Here is a 14724-nt window from a genome sequence, read left to right on the forward strand (position 1 = left end):
AGCCAAAAATTCCTCCGATGAACTGTCGTAAAAGAGGGTAATAAATAAGTACACTTACATGACAAGGAGGAATTCTTGATGCCCTGGAATAAAGATGACTATCCCCCTTCCATGAAAAATCTGGAGCCTAGAGTACGCAATAAAGCGATTGAAATCGCCAATGCCTTGCTTGAGGAAGACTATGAGGAAGGTCGTGCCATCGCTATAGCTACTGCCAAAGCCCACGAATGGAATGAAAATCATCCTGAGCATAAGGAGTAAACATCCTAAAAGTTTGGCTGAGGGTTGTAAATGTCACCTTCGTATATAGGACAATAAAGTAAAAAAGCTCGCCCTATTTGGGCGAGCTTTTCATATTCACGGTTAACGGCTACTAATGGAATGCTGCGCTTTGGCAGTCACGCCTTTTCTCGGATCGCGTACCGCTTTTGGTTTCTTCTCCAAGCCGTACGTTGCTGTTATCGTAATTACCTGACCCGCAATAGTGACCGCTAGAATCGTATACATCGTTTCAACCAGCGGCAGATAGAACAGCGAGAGCAGAAGTACAACGGCGTCCATCAGAAAAAACACCGTACCTACCTTTAATCCGCTCCATTCACTGATCAATACGGATATCGCGTCGTCTCCTCCCGTTGCTCCGCCAAAGCGAAGAACGATTCCGGCTCCAATTCCCGTAAGCACACCAGAAATGATGGCGGCTATCAACAGATTGTTACTCAGATCGATAACGAGCGGAGAATAACGTTCCATAACAGCATAAAAAAGTGAAAACATACCAGCGGCAATCATCGTGTTAAATATAAATTTGCGGCCCTTGATGAACCAGGCGATAAAGAGCACCACTATATCCATAAGGAGCATGCTAAGCGCCGTTGGTAAATCCAAAATATATTTGCCGAGCAGCGCCAGCCCCACAAATCCGCCTTCCGATAAATGGTTCTGAAAATTAATATGATAATAGGTAAATGCAAGTAAAAAAGTTCCGAACAAAATGGCTAACATCGTGTACATCATCGAAATGATGTCTTTTCTTGTCCTCATAAAGGCTCCCTCTAGTCTTTGTAGAATAGTCAGACACAGTCCAACCTCTACGAGAAGGTAACCTTGAGGAGTTCATCCTTCGCATCAAAGCTTCCTACCTTTCGTAAAGAGACTGTCCTCTGTCTTTAGACGTCCGACTTTGCTCTACGAAGGAAGCTATGTGTATGAGAGATCATAACGTTTCCAAATCGTCCTTGGGGATTTCGTCCTTCGGGAACACATGGTATCCTGATCCTTTCTTGTTTAGTTAACTAAATATATTATAACACATTCATACTGTTAACCAAACATGTTTTTTGAATTAATTGGAAAATTTTCGGCCTGATGTGAAAATTTTCATTGCAATTTATTCATGTATATGTTCACGATTCCGAAAAATACCGTGTGATCAAAATCACCATTGCCCCTCTCCTGCCCTGCCTATACTTAATTAACAAAGTTACACAATTTTAGAGAAGAGAGGGGTTTTGACATGTTAGATTCACATACGATTGAAACCATCAAGTCCACGGTTCCTGTTCTGAAAGTGCATGGAAAAACAATCACCACTGTATTTTACAAAAAACTGTTCAGACATCATCCTGAACTTCTAAATATTTTTAATCATGCTAACCAGCATCAAGGCAAACAGCCCACAGCCCTTGCAGAAGCCGTTTATGCTGCCGCTGCAAACATCGACCGCCTGGAAGATATTCTGCCTGTAGTCAAGCAGATCGGAGAAAAGCACCGCGCTCTGAACGTCCTTCCTGAGCATTATCCGATCGTCGGTGAAACGCTGCTTGCAGCGATTAAGGATGTGCTCGGCGATGCTGCCACCCCCGAAATCATGGATGCATGGAGCAAAGCTTACCAGATCATCGCTGATGTATTTATTCGCGTGGAAGAGGATATGTACAGCAAAGCTGAAACTGCTGCGGGCGGTTGGAGAGGTTACCGCCGTTTCATCATCGATCGGAAAGTGGAAGAAAGCTGTGTCATCACATCTTTCTATTTAAAGCCCGAGGACGGGCAACGCATTTCACCATATGAGCCAGGGCAATATATAACCGTACGGGTCAAACCAGAAGGCGAGGAGTACACGCATATTCGGCACTATACTCTTTCTGAAGCCCCAGGACAGCCTTATTACAAAATCAGTGTGAAGCGTGAAGATGCTGCGGAAAACAAACCTGCCGGAATCGTATCCTGCTGGCTTCACACCCATGCTGAACCTGGAACATCCGTAGAGCTTAGCGCACCTGCAGGTTCCTTTACACTGGATCAAACAAGCGAGCGTCCTCTTGTACTCATTAGCGGAGGTGTTGGTCTTACCCCAATGGTCAGCATGCTTGAGGCGACCCTTGCCGCTCAGCCCGAGCGCTCTGTAACATATATTCATGCCGCTATAGACGGCGACCATCATGCGATGAAGGAACATATCGAAGCACTGGCCGCCGCTCATAAACAACTGAAATCCTATATCATCTACGAACGACCGCAAGAGGGAGAAATTTGCGATAAAACCGGGTACATCGATCTTGCTTTCCTCCAAGCTATCGTTGATCCGAAATCCGACTGCTATTTCTGTGGACCCGTTCCGTTTATGTCTTCGGTGCAGCGTCATCTTACAGCTCTCGGGTTACCGAGCGAACGAACTCATTATGAATTTTTCGGGCCTATGGGATCTTTAGAAGCATAGCTTACGATTATTCGTGGTCCGGTGCGACAAGCTCCACCTTGATCCGATCCGGATCTTCAAAAAACACGGCATAATGATCAGGACCGCCAGCATAAGGATACTTGTCCTCGTACAGGACAGGTATCCCTTTTCTTTTTAACTCGGATGCCATTTCATCCACCTGCTTACGGTTTTTTGCATGAAATGCCAGATGATTCAGGCCCGTTCTGCGTCGATGGTAGGGAGGGGAAAGAAAGCGCTCCTCTGTCTGCACAAATACAAGATAGGTATCCCCTTGCTTCCAACTAATGCCGCTTTCCCACTCCTGATATGGGTGATAGCCCAGTTCAGTAAGCAGCCATCCCCAGAAATCCCGGCTCCGGCCCAAGTTGCTTGTGTTTATCTCTACATGATGCAGCAAAAAGCACTCCTCCTCATGATCAATGCTGTCCTCTTAACAGCCGGTTCACTGTCTCGCGCCGTACTCCGATCAGCTGCCCTATCTCCTCTTGCGTAAGCAGCTCGGTCAAATGCAATCCTTGCGAATAATCATCAAGCCATTTGATCAACAGCTCAAGCCGCTCGGCGGGAGTGCCTACTGTCAGATGATCCAGACGCTGCTGCATAAAGCGTACCTTTTCCTGTAAGAGCCTCGCTACTTCCAACGGCCGCTCCGGATTCTCCTTCAAATCTCGGTACCACTCTGCCGCCGGAATGATCTCGACTTCACTGCGGATAACTGCTGTTGCTGTCCCATGTATTTCCTTAGGACTTATTAGCGAGTGATGCGGAACCGTCTCTCCGGGGTACAAAATATTGAACAGCACAATATTCCCGTTCTGATGCAATCTTGTTACCTTAAATAAACCGCTCTTGATATGGTACAAAAAATCCCCGCTATCCCCTTGGCGGAACAAGATTTCCCCTTTATGCAATATCACGATGCATCACTTCCTTCCATCTGTTTGGCAGATCAAACATTTTTTTCATTATAACAAAATGGTGGAGTTCCTTTTCTCCAAATTTTTCACCTTGCCACCGTTATATATTGTTGATTACCATGATATCATATAAGAACATACGTTTCTATATTGTAAGGAAGTGACATGATGACAAAACCTCTCATCCCTCCGGTCCCGACCGAGGCAGACGACTTGCTTGTCAGATCTTATGTAATACACGGCATCATGCTGGAAATGTTGAAGCGGGACATAAACACACTTCATACGCTTTCACTGAAAATGCCCGAACTTTATATCCGCAGCCTCGCTCTCCTAGATAAAGAAATTTCAGAAAATCTATGGACGATCCGCCAAAATCTCCGTATTCACGGCATACGCATATTAAAACAAATTACAAGATCCGGCGGAATCGAAGCCGCATTTATGTGCCGGGGCTATCACCGAACTGTGTGGCTTTCGAGGAAACTCATTCAGGAGGAAGCCATTAACAAGCTTCATCGGTATTCATGTACAAATTTGGCGGCATACTAGCCTAATCAGACTGGAAAGAGAGGGCTGTGTTATCCGAAACATTATCCGCATCTACCTTACCGACCTGAGAAACATAACAACGAACTGGGTTGCATTCGTACTAATTTTAGGATTGGCCGTGCTGCCATCGCTTTACGCGTGGTTTAATATAGCAGCTTCTTGGGACCCGTACAGCCAAACTTCCGGGCTATCCATAGCAGTTGCCAACCAGGACGCTGGCACAACGCTTCGCGGCAAGCCTGTCAACATAGGACAGGAAATCATACGCTCACTTCAAAATAACCAAAGCCTGGAATGGCGATTTACAGATCAAAACTCAGCGATCGAAGGTGTGCGTCATGGCGATGACTATGCCGCTATCGTTATTCCTGAAGATTTCTCGGCTCGGATCGGCACCGTGTTGTCTGACGAACCGGTAAAAGCAGAAATTCTATACTATACGAACGAAAAAATAAACGCTATCGCACCAAAAGTTACAGCCACCGGAGCATCCGCTATTGTTGAAGAGGTCCGGAAAAATTTTATCAAAACCGCAGACGGGGCTATTTTTCAAATATTCAATGAACTTGGGGTCGAGCTGGAAAATGAACTCCCGGCTATTCGTAAAATAGAGAGCATCGTGTTTCGCATCGAGAAGCGTTTTCCGGAGTTGAATCAGGCGATGGAAACAGCAATAAAGGATATTGGCACAGCCAGTACATTAGTTACTCAAGCCAAAGAAACTTTGCCCGTGCTGGAAGAAATGGCTCGAAGCGGTGAAGAAGCCGCTGAAGCTCTTGCCGGATTTGCCAAACAGACATCCGAAGCTTCCATAGCACTCGAACCGCGTATAAAACAAGACCTTACTGTTTTAAATGAAGCTGCTGTCTCTGTGCAGCAGGCTATCACTCTCGCCCAGCAGTCCGGTATTTCTCCAGAGGAAGCCCGGTCTAACTTAAATGAGATAGGCAAGCGTGCCGAAGGAATCAAAAATGCAGCGACACAACTGTCGCAATTGTTCCAGCGCCTGGATTCAGCCATACCGGGTACCGGTGCAGCAGGAGCTGCGGCTGATCTGAAGCGTATCAGCGAACGATGGGGCTCCATCCAGAACGTCGTTCAAACGGCCAGTTCAGCCATCGGGCAAGATAGCAATGCAGCAGAGAGCTCTTTAGCAAAATTAAAACAACTGGCTGATGATGCAGCCAAGTTATCCGGTACTTTACTAACAAAATACGATAGCGAGATCGGCCCCCGAATTTCTGCCGGTTTCGATCAGGCCCAAAAGACCGCCCAGACTGTTCAAACCGAGCTGAATAGAGCTTTAAAAGCGCTGCCCGAAGTCAATCAAATTCTTCAACATGCGGAAGCCGGCCTAGCCGCAGGTGAACAAGAAGCAGACGTCATACAAAATCGGCTTCCAGAAGCCGAGCAGCAAATCTCGAAGCTTGCAGACGGCTTACGCAAACTAGAGCAAGGCGGAGAACTCGGAGAAATTATTGAGCTGCTAAAGAACAATTTTGAAGAGGAAAGTCAATTTTTTGCGGAACCGGTTGTCCTGAAAGAAAATCGGCTGTACCCGATTCCGAACTACGGCTCGGCGATGTCTCCCTTCTTCACAACCTTGTCTCTCTGGGTCGGAGCTCTGCTCCTTGTTTCACTGCTAAGCGTTGAGGTGCATCAGCAAGAGACTTCGTTTGGAAGCACCACCGTGTATTTTGGCCGTTTTCTCACTTTTTGGACCATTGCGTTGCTGCAAGCGCTATTTGTTTCACTGGGTGACATATTTCTTCTAGGAACTTTTGTTGCAGATCCAGGATGGTTTGTGCTGTTTTCTGTGCTTATCAGCTCCGTATTTATGCTGATAGTTTATACGCTCACATCGGTCTTCGGCAATGTTGGCAAAGCGATGGCCATCATTTTGCTTGTGCTTCAGCTGGCAGGTGCGGGAGGGACCTTCCCCATTCAGATGACTCCTGCCTTCTTCCAAGTGATTTACCCCTTTCTCCCCTTCACCTATGCCATCAGCATGATGCGTGAAGCGGTCGGAGGGATATTGTGGGACATTGTCAGCCGCGATGCACTCATCCTGCTCATCTTCGCGGCTGCTGCCCTTATGATCGGCGTCGTACTGAAAAAACCGATCAACAGGGCAGGAAGCCAACTGGTGCAGAAAGTTAGAGAATCCCGGCTTATTCATTGAACGGGTTTCCCAGATTTAAATGTCGTAATAAAAGAGTAGTGCCCAGGCTCTGGACACTACTCTTTATACTTTTATTCCTCAGTATGAACATCGCTTCACATCGTCGTTATTTTTCGGTACCATTCCTCATAATGATGAACGGCAAGACCGGCAAAAGACGGATGCTCCGTCCCCAACACAGCCGCACGATGAGCTTCGTTGTGCATCACTTCTTCACTTTTTCCATAGAAAGTCAAATAATCTCCTTCCGGTGTATCTGTCAGCTCTATGCCGATCCATACAGATTTGCCCAGCTTATCCGCCTGTTCCAGCTCTTCAAGAGACAATTCATACATCTTCTCCCCATCGTCCCGGTACGACATCACAGCTACAGCATCGGTCAGCTCCTGCATCCAGTAGCCAAAGCTGCCTGAACCGTCAGGTGCTGGTATAGAGTCCAGCCAAAAAGGAATAGCCGCGCTAACTTCTAACCCCTGATGTCTAGCTTGCTTCACCCACGATTCCATATTTTCGCTCCACTCCGTGACAACCTCTTCCTGCTCACGCTCCCACCTGCCTAACACATACGGCTCAACATCCAGCTGAACACCTTGAAATCGCTCCTCGGGCTTCGACTCCATATTATATTTTTCAAGCCAGGACAGTAATTTCATCCCCTCGCTATACTGCTCTGTGTACGCCCACTCCGGCTCGCCGCCTAAGGCATGGACAGCGATATCGGCCTCATGTGCCAAACGAATAAAACGCCGATAATCATTTGCAGGCACACTCTCTTGAATTTGCAGAAAAATGGTGTTAACTCCTTCCCGACGGCTAAATTCAATAATTTTTTCCGCTTCGCTGCGGATCATAACGGCATCCCACAGCCAGGTCGCCTTATCCTGCTTCACAGGGGCTGATGGCCGAAGAAAAATGAGCAGCAAAAAGCAGATGAGTATGAAAGCAGCGGTGAAGTAAAGCTTGGCTTTTGTGATTCCAAATCGTTTTCTAGCCTCCATTTTCGCTTAAATCAGCAGCGCTTCGCTCGGTTCTCGCACATGGGGCACCGAGTGACCGATCTTGTATATATGGGGCTTGGCATACATACTAAACGCGTTGCGGGTATCTAAAATAGGTACGCCCAAAGAGGCGATGAGTTTGTAGTCAAAGCTGCGATGATTGGTCATGAGGACCATGCAATCATAGTTCTTGAATTTATGAATGTCATAATCGACACTGTTTACCGTCTTGCCGCTTTTATCGATAAAACTGTGCGCATGTGGATCATAATAATCGACGCTCGCTCCATTTTCTTTAAACAATTCGTATACTTCCAACCCGGGCGATTCCCGCAGATCACTAATATCCGGCTTGTACGCCATACCGAGCAGCAAAATATTCGATCGTTTCACAGATTTGGCATATACGTTCAAAATTGCAGCGGTCTTGTTAATAACATAGTAAGGCATATTATCATTGGTCGATTGAGCCAGTTCGATAAATTTGCTGTAGAAACGAAACCCCTTCGCCTTCCAGGACAAGTACATCGGATCTAGCGGAATGCAGTGTCCACCAATGCCAGGACCAGGATAAAACGGCATAAAGCCGAACGGCTTTGTAGCTGCAGCTTCAATAACTTCCCACACATCGATCCCCATACGATCACACATCATCGCCATTTCATTTACAAAAGCGATGTTAACGCTTCGGAATGTATTTTCGAGCAGCTTGGACATTTCAGCAACTTTTGGTGAGCTGACCGGAACGACTGTATCCACATACTGTTCATACAAAGCCGTTCCCAACTTCAAGCAAGCTTCGGTCGTGCCACCAATCACCTTCGGCGTATTCCGGGTATTAAACCGGCTGTTCGAAGGATCAACCCGCTCCGGCGAAAAGCAAAGAAAGAAATCTTTGCCGGCGGTATAGCCCAAAGCTTCAATTTCCGACTGGATCAATTCCTCCGTCGTACCCGGATAGGTTGTGCTCTCCAGCGTGATCAACAGCCGGGGCTTCATAAACCGCTTAAGCTGCTCCACCACTCTTTTGATATGGGAAGTATCCGGGTCCTGATTTTCGCTCAACGGGGTCGGTACACAAATGCTGATCGCATCGATAATCGCAATCATGCTGTAATCCGTTGTAGCCTTGAATCGGCCTGTCTGCATGCAAGCAGCCAGTTCTTCAGAAGTAATGTCCGAAATATATGATTCTCCCCGATCGATTCGATCGATTTTGTCCGGGTCAAGATCGATGCCGATGACGGTAAAACCCTGCCTCACCATTTCCACAGCCAGGGGTAGACCGACATAGCCGAGTCCCACTACACCAAGGACAGCTTTCTTGTTTGCAATTGCATCTAACAAAGTTTCGTATTCTTCGTTCACGAGCATCAACCTCCATCGATGTATTGTCTAAAGAAGCTCCAATAACAGCACAGCGTTTAAGTTAGTGAAGGCAGCGGCGGATGCGAGCATCGAGCTCTATCGGTGAAAACGGCTTGGTGACGTAATCATCCACCCCCATTTGAAAGCACTGGCTGATCGTCTGCTCTACTCGCTTCTCGCTCAGTACCACAATTTTGGGTGATGCCGTCAATTCCAACTGCTGGATGTGATGTATAAAAGGCAGGCCGTCAATGCCATACAGATTGAGCTCGGTCAACACCAGATCCGGCCCCCATTTCGCAATCAACTCCAATGCTTCCAGACCATCAACCGCTCCCATAGTTTCATAACCCTGCAATGCCAGACGGATTTGCAAAAACTCACGCACTGTCCTGTCATGATCTACAATCAAAATCCGGTTACGATCTGCACCTGCTTCATCCTCAGTGAAGATATGGATATCGGAAGAAGTGCTAAGGCGAGCAGACTCCGCCATTTTCATCAGCATTTGCGGGGTAGGGACATCGGACACTGCCGCAAGTGTCATCCGGGGATCACAATCTCCATTTTTCTCCAATAAAAACTGCTTAAGCAGCAGCGCCTGGTAATGTGCGCGTTCCAGCGCAATTTCAGGCAGGATAACTGCCAGAGTTTTCGTCACAGGGTCCCTTAGAATCTCTCCTTGCAGATCGGCGTGCGAATGAAGAAAGCTCTTCACCTGTCCTTCAAGACCGAACGATTCTCCAGAACCGGAATATATGAATAGGAGAGCACACGTCCTGCTTGTATTTTTTTGTAGTTCCTGCTCCATAACGCTGTACAGATCCGTCCCTTGTTCTCTTGGCAATGTTGCTGTCTGAGACATGATATAATCCACCTTTCTTATTGTTAATAAAGATTAAATCTACCAGTCTAAAAAAGATTAGGCAGCTTTTCTCTCATCTTTCCAACTCTGCCGGGTCATCGTCCCCCAGGAATTGTTGTTCCGAAGGTATTGGATATGGCCCTGCACTCTCCACAGCGCACCAAGCTGGTGATATCCGGCAAATTTAAGGGCAGAGAAAAGAAGCATTTTCCAAAGATCAGACATGTTGCTGTATCGGCGAAAGGCCACTTCTTCTAATAAAAGGGCCCCTACACTGAGCAAATATCCGCTCAGAAAATTCACAAGGCCAAACACGGCAAGAATTTGCCAATGGGTCATATCCAGCGAGACATATCCGATCAAAGCCAGCAGGCCCGTGATTTTGAAATATGGATTTAAAGCTTCAAAAATGACGTTATAAGGCATCGTTAAAAGTCCCATCGTCTTGTATTTGGGATTGAAGACCATGTCCCGATTCTCGATCATATTCTTCAGATTACCCCGGCCCCAGCGCTTTCGCTGGTTGGACAAAATACGGTAGCTGTCCGGCGCTTGAGTCCAACACACCGCCTCGGGACAAAAGGCGACCCGATAACGGATTTTATTTTCCAGCATATAGCGGTGCAGCTTGATAATAATGTTCATGTCTTCTCCGGGGTAACCGCCGCGATACCCGCCTACGGCAATGACATAGTCCTTACGGAACAATCCGAAAGCGCCGGAGACGATAATCAGTCCATTGATATGACTCCATCCGATCCGCCCGCCTAGAAAAGCCTTCAAATACTCAATCGACTGGAACATCGGCCATATTCTGCGGGGTAATGAAACTTGCTTCACCGCTCCATTCTCAATGACACAACCGTTAGCAATGCGTACATCCCCGCCGATCGCAACGGTTTCCTCCGGATTTTCCATGTACATTCTCGCCATTCGGATCAGGGCATCCTTCTCCAGTAAAGAGTCAGCATCAATAGAAGAAATTAGAGGATAACGGGACAGGTTAATGCCCGCATTTAGGGAATCTGCTTTGCCGCCATTCTCCTTGTCGATAACAAACAGATGCGGATACTGCTCATTGTAGTAGACACCTCGAATTTTCTTCGTAGTCATTGTTCCGTTAAACTGAGGATTTGAAATACGCTTAAGACCATATTCCTTGATCAGCACCTCTAACGTTGCATCAGACGAACCGTCGTTGATGACGATAACCTCATAAGTCGGATAATTCAGAGTCATTAGACATCGAACGTTCTCGATAATGGTCAGTTCCTCATTGTAGGAAGGAACGAGCAGCGATACCGGGGGAGCCAGCTCTGAACCCGAAAGTGTGTTATACCTTGAAAACGAAGCTCTTCTGAAAATTTTTCCTATATCTCGAAAAGAAAACAAGATGATGGCAAAATAAATGATGTTCACGATCATGACATAATAAATGGCTACCATGCCATAAGTGAGCAAAATATCTCTAAGCAGTGTAATCCCCTCCTGTGCTTGCGATCTGTACAGGCCGTTTATTAGGCTCGATACTCTCGATACCAAAGTAGCTTTCGTAAAGCAGCTTTTTCTTGTTAAATGCAAGCATTTGATCCAGCGCCTTGTGCTCTCTTTCCTGCGCCATAATGAGTTCGATCCGGTAAAGCGCGCTTTCCCGCGCCGCTCCTGTACCGTTTATCGCCACCTCACACAACGCTTCAAACCCCTGTTCCCCCAGCATTGACAAGCTCTCGGCACTGCTGTTTCGGACATGCCAGCTTTCATCCTGGAGCGCTGTACGCAGCAATGGAATACCGCGAGCCGCATGAAGTTGACCGAGCGCTTTAGCAGCCGCCGCACGCACCTCCCATTCACTGTCATTCATCAACTGGGCAATCGTCTCATCCTTGAGCACCGGATTGGAGCTCAAATACAGCTTGACCGCCTCGGCACGAACATCTTTTTGCTTCGATCGAACCAGTCGGTTGAGTACAGGCACAACCGCAGGCACAGCTTGTCCCCACATGGCAACCAAAGCGACTTTAACCAGCTCCGAATTCGGATCATCCATCAGCTTACACAGCATGTCGGCGGAATCCAGACGGGTTTCCAGCAAAATATCGGCCGCCATATGATGAATCGGCTTTCCATAAGACAAAAGCTTTGACAACATCGCGCGGATCTGATCCGGCCGATCTGCACTTTTGGCAATAGCCCGAGCAATAATAATGGCAGACGGTCCATATGGGGTTCGATCCAACAGCATTTCCAGTGCTGGAACCGCCCTCTCGGCCCTCATGCCGCCCAGACGGTAAGCTGCCTCAATACGGCGGCTGAAGCGGAAGCTTTTAAGAGCACGAATTTCAGGCTCAATGAGATCAGCCTCTTTGCACAGATCGATCAACTTCGTGCGGGCATCTCCCTTAAACTGCTCGATCCATTCAATGAACTTGTCTTGAATAACGCGGCGTTCCCATTGATTGAGGTTCCCTGGCGGTGGCTCAAGGGAAACATCATCATATAAATGAGCCTGAACATACACGAAATAATCACTGTGCTTTTCTTTATATATAGCTGTCTGCTTTTGTTCCGTGTTATGCTTTATTTTCATTTGGAACAACAGGATGATGCCGAGTATGATCAAGCCCAGGCAAATATAAATAAACATGTAAGCCAAGGCTAAATTAGAAAACATAACCGGGTAGCTCCTCCTCTTATGGAATCTTACTGATCTTTTTGCTTGTTTCGAATATCCGGGATTTCGGTAAACAACTGTTTCATAGCATAATAGCTCTTTTTCAAGCGCTCGCTGTACCTCACCGTTTCCCATGGCTCCCATGTATATGGATCGATGGTATGCAAACGAAGTTCTTCCCCATCATCCGACCCATTTAGTGCTTCACTATCATCTGCATCGCCAATGGAAGCCCGGTCCGTCATCCAAGGAACCAGACGGATGCCATCGGTTGTTGCCGTTTGGAAAGATCTTCGATCCTGAAGCGGGCGATAGTCGATCACCTGCAAAGAGCTTGGATCGGCAAAGCCAAGCAGCATCCATGGAATACGCATTTCGACCACATTGCCTTGATACTGCCAGGCAGCCAGCGAATTGAAATCCTTCGCTTCAGGATGGGTGAAACCCCGCTTTAAATACCCGACCGTCTCATCCACAAACGGATGAAAAAAACGTGTATCCGGCGGATTCATCTTCAAGCTGATCCCGAGCTTCCATGGATTAAACGAAGCAGAATTTCCATTCTGGTCCTTCCCTTGGGCTTTCTTATCCTCATCCTCAGGAAGCATCCCGTATCCCTCCTTGCCATAAAGCCGCTTATGAAAATCGTAAGTCGGTGCGATTGTAACCTGTGACTCACGATCTTTGCCCAGTTCAATCAGCGTTTCCAGGCCTCCTCCTTCCAAGCTTCGGCCTGCCAATTCCTTCAGCGGCTTCTCTCCGCCTTCTATCGTGTCCACACCGATGTAAAGCTTCGACTTCTTCGGATCAAATGGCTGGTCAAGCTCCATGCCAATATACAAATAGGCTTCATCATGAGTCATCTGCATGTTTTCCACCCCTGCTGCCTTGCCTTCCCACCGTTTCGCTTCCCCTTCTGGAAGCTCACTCCAGTCGGACAAATTTCCGTCGATCGCCAGCACCTCTTCCTTACCCGGCAGCATAGCAAGAACACCAAACATCTTTTCATTCGTCAGCACATTAAGCCAGTAAGGACGACGATCTGCCGGGATTTCAAACGGCATCGTATTCCATGTTTTCTTGAACCATTCATCCTGCCACATAAAAAGAATAGCTCCCGAGTATCCTTCATCATAAATATCCCGAGTCAAGGAAACGTTGATCTCTCCTTGCTCCTGTTCGTTATGACCGCCCTGATCCCGGCCACCTGGTCCGTGATGAGATATCCCCATAGAAGACGGCACTCCATATTCGGTGACTATAATCGGCATGTCGGTAAATTTCGCCTTTAATTTTCGCAAATAAGCTTTATAGGTGTTGTAGCCTCCCTCTTCGTCAGCGATAGTCCGCAAATTTTTATCCGTCCGGAAAAAATCGGGATAATATGGGTACACATGATACGTGGCAAAATAACCTGCATCCCAATTCACCGGCTGGACATGCCTTGCATCGACGGAAACCATATCTTCCTCATACAATGGTTCTCCCGGATGCTCAAGCACATCTGTCGTTACCCAGTTCGTAAACGTAATCGGATGCTGCCAGCCGTATTTCTGCTCTTCAGCAGCTGTATAATCAAGCAAAGCAGCCAGCCAATTTTCAAAAGGACTTGCATCTGCTGTACCTGAAAAATAAGTGCCATTATAACGAGGGGTATCCTTATGTTTTTCATTTGTGTTTTTAACCATGGAGGGGTCCCACTCCGTACCTACATGCCAGGCCATCAAATATTTCCCCGCATTGGCTTTATATTTACCGCTTGAAACACCATCTTTCGCTTCCACCGTCACATCCCCGTACACAGCAGCTACCGCTTTGCTAATCTCGTCTTTAAACATCTGCTGAATATTTTCAGCATACGCATCCTGCTGCTCAATGAGCTGCTCTTCGGGAGACCATATACCTTGCATAAAGTAGAGCGGATCGTCGCCTTTATCACGGTTATACTTCACAATAGCTGAATAAAAAACGGGGTTGTGTACCGTATAGAGCCGGATAACATTCGCTCCCATCTCATCGATCTGTTTAAACCACCGAAGATAATCCTCCTCGGTTACAGGAAACTCGCCGGGAAAATGCCCCGGTACCGTCGCTCCAAGATTAACGCCTTTCACAAACATTTCATTCCACTGTTCACTTTCACCGTATACAAGAAAATCTGCACCTTCTGTTTTGAATTTCATCTTTGTCCCGTCTGGATCAGCGAAAGTCTTTAATGACGGTCGAAAAAATCCAAAAACGGCGGCGATTCCACAAAACAGGATAAAAACCAGTATTCCTAATAGCATCCATCGTCCTTTGAGGTTCATTGTCGTTCTAAACCTACCTTCCTTAATCTCTTATTACACCCTATTTACAACCTTTCGCATTTGTATAATAGGGTATAATCGATCACTGAATGTCACGATGATGATAAACTTCAACATATTTATTACGCATATTTACG

General features: G+C 46.9%; 13 protein-coding genes. 4 read left to right on the forward strand and 9 right to left on the reverse strand.

What is annotated here, in order from left to right:
- The first annotated feature begins 78 nt into the window (after window positions 1-78).
- A complete protein-coding gene (locus C8268_RS13370) occupies window positions 79-261 on the forward strand; it encodes a DUF2188 domain-containing protein (protein ID WP_106768132.1) in 183 nt (60 codons plus the stop codon).
- A gap of 102 nt (window positions 262-363) precedes the next feature.
- Here C8268_RS13370 and C8268_RS13375 read toward each other — a convergent pair whose 3' ends face one another.
- On the reverse strand, window positions 364-1044 hold the full coding sequence (locus tag C8268_RS13375; protein WP_199794850.1) for a YitT family protein: 681 nt from the start codon (window positions 1042-1044) through the stop codon (window positions 364-366).
- A gap of 472 nt (window positions 1045-1516) precedes the next feature.
- Here C8268_RS13375 and hmpA point away from each other — a divergent pair, with 472 nt between their 5' ends.
- On the forward strand, window positions 1517-2722 hold the full coding sequence (gene hmpA, locus C8268_RS13380; RefSeq protein WP_106768133.1) for an NO-inducible flavohemoprotein: 1206 nt from the start codon (window positions 1517-1519) through the stop codon (window positions 2720-2722).
- 7 nt (window positions 2723-2729) lie between these two features.
- Here hmpA and C8268_RS13385 read toward each other — a convergent pair whose 3' ends face one another.
- Complete coding sequence (locus tag C8268_RS13385; protein ID WP_106768134.1) at window positions 2730-3122, reverse strand: VOC family protein; 393 nt, start codon at window positions 3120-3122, stop codon at window positions 2730-2732.
- Window positions 3123-3141: 19 nt separating this feature from the next.
- Window positions 3142-3642, reverse strand: coding sequence for a Crp/Fnr family transcriptional regulator (locus C8268_RS13390; protein WP_106768135.1), 501 nt, complete (start codon window positions 3640-3642; stop codon window positions 3142-3144).
- A gap of 165 nt (window positions 3643-3807) precedes the next feature.
- On the opposite strand from C8268_RS13390, the gene C8268_RS13395 reads away from it, so the two are divergent.
- Complete coding sequence (locus C8268_RS13395; RefSeq protein ID WP_158702738.1) at window positions 3808-4194, forward strand: YhjD family protein; 387 nt, start codon at window positions 3808-3810, stop codon at window positions 4192-4194.
- 73 nt (window positions 4195-4267) lie between these two features.
- Window positions 4268-6376, forward strand: coding sequence for a YhgE/Pip domain-containing protein (locus tag C8268_RS13400; protein ID WP_337441814.1), 2109 nt, complete (start codon window positions 4268-4270; stop codon window positions 6374-6376).
- A 95-nt stretch (window positions 6377-6471) separates the two neighbouring features.
- Here C8268_RS13400 and C8268_RS13405 read toward each other — a convergent pair whose 3' ends face one another.
- From C8268_RS13405 to C8268_RS13430, 6 genes are read right to left on the reverse strand one after another with little or no spacing between them, the layout of a single operon-like run.
- Entirely contained in the window at window positions 6472-7374 is a 903-nt protein-coding gene (locus tag C8268_RS13405; protein ID WP_106768138.1) for a hypothetical protein, read from the reverse strand.
- Between the two features lie 6 nt (window positions 7375-7380).
- A complete protein-coding gene (locus tag C8268_RS13410; RefSeq protein ID WP_199794959.1) occupies window positions 7381-8748 on the reverse strand; it encodes a nucleotide sugar dehydrogenase in 1368 nt (455 codons plus the stop codon).
- A 55-nt stretch (window positions 8749-8803) separates the two neighbouring features.
- Window positions 8804-9607 carry a response regulator gene (locus C8268_RS13415; RefSeq protein WP_106768140.1) on the reverse strand — a complete coding sequence of 268 codons (804 nt, stop codon included), beginning with the start codon at window positions 9605-9607 and terminating at the stop codon, window positions 8804-8806.
- A 57-nt stretch (window positions 9608-9664) separates the two neighbouring features.
- A complete protein-coding gene (locus tag C8268_RS13420) occupies window positions 9665-11032 on the reverse strand; it encodes a glycosyltransferase family 2 protein (RefSeq protein WP_199794961.1) in 1368 nt (455 codons plus the stop codon).
- 43 nt (window positions 11033-11075) lie between these two features.
- Window positions 11076-12278: a HEAT repeat domain-containing protein gene (locus C8268_RS13425; RefSeq protein WP_106768141.1), complete on the reverse strand. Its 1203-nt coding sequence runs from the start codon at window positions 12276-12278 to the stop codon at window positions 11076-11078.
- 29 nt (window positions 12279-12307) lie between these two features.
- Window positions 12308-14587, reverse strand: a complete 2280-nt coding sequence (locus C8268_RS13430; RefSeq protein ID WP_106768142.1) for a glycoside hydrolase family 5 protein — start codon at window positions 14585-14587, stop codon at window positions 12308-12310.
- Between the last annotated feature and the right edge of the window lie 137 nt (window positions 14588-14724).

The sequence above is a fragment of the Paenibacillus faecalis genome, from assembly GCF_900289175.1.
Classification (GTDB): domain Bacteria; phylum Bacillota; class Bacilli; order Paenibacillales; family Paenibacillaceae; genus Paenibacillus_AQ; species Paenibacillus_AQ faecalis.

What these genes read in the sequence shown, in the direction of transcription:
- C8268_RS13420 (WP_199794961.1), bottom strand. Translation starts at nt 11,032, where the DNA reads ATGATCGTGAACATCATTTATTTTGCCATCATCTTGTTTTCTTTTCGA.
- C8268_RS13425 (WP_106768141.1), bottom strand. Translation starts at nt 12,278, where the DNA reads ATGTTTTCTAATTTAGCCTTGGCTTACATGTTTATTTATATTTGCCTG.
- C8268_RS13375 (WP_199794850.1), bottom strand. Translation starts at nt 1,044, where the DNA reads ATGAGGACAAGAAAAGACATCATTTCGATGATGTACACGATGTTAGCC.
- C8268_RS13405 (WP_106768138.1), bottom strand. Translation starts at nt 7,374, where the DNA reads ATGGAGGCTAGAAAACGATTTGGAATCACAAAAGCCAAGCTTTACTTC.
- C8268_RS13415 (WP_106768140.1), bottom strand. Translation starts at nt 9,607, where the DNA reads ATGTCTCAGACAGCAACATTGCCAAGAGAACAAGGGACGGATCTGTAC.
- hmpA (WP_106768133.1), top strand. Translation starts at nt 1,517, where the DNA reads ATGTTAGATTCACATACGATTGAAACCATCAAGTCCACGGTTCCTGTT.
- C8268_RS13430 (WP_106768142.1), bottom strand. Translation starts at nt 14,587, where the DNA reads ATGAACCTCAAAGGACGATGGATGCTATTAGGAATACTGGTTTTTATC.
- C8268_RS13370 (WP_106768132.1), top strand. Translation starts at nt 79, where the DNA reads ATGCCCTGGAATAAAGATGACTATCCCCCTTCCATGAAAAATCTGGAG.
- C8268_RS13395 (WP_158702738.1), top strand. Translation starts at nt 3,808, where the DNA reads ATGATGACAAAACCTCTCATCCCTCCGGTCCCGACCGAGGCAGACGAC.
- C8268_RS13410 (WP_199794959.1), bottom strand. Translation starts at nt 8,748, where the DNA reads ATGCTCGTGAACGAAGAATACGAAACTTTGTTAGATGCAATTGCAAAC.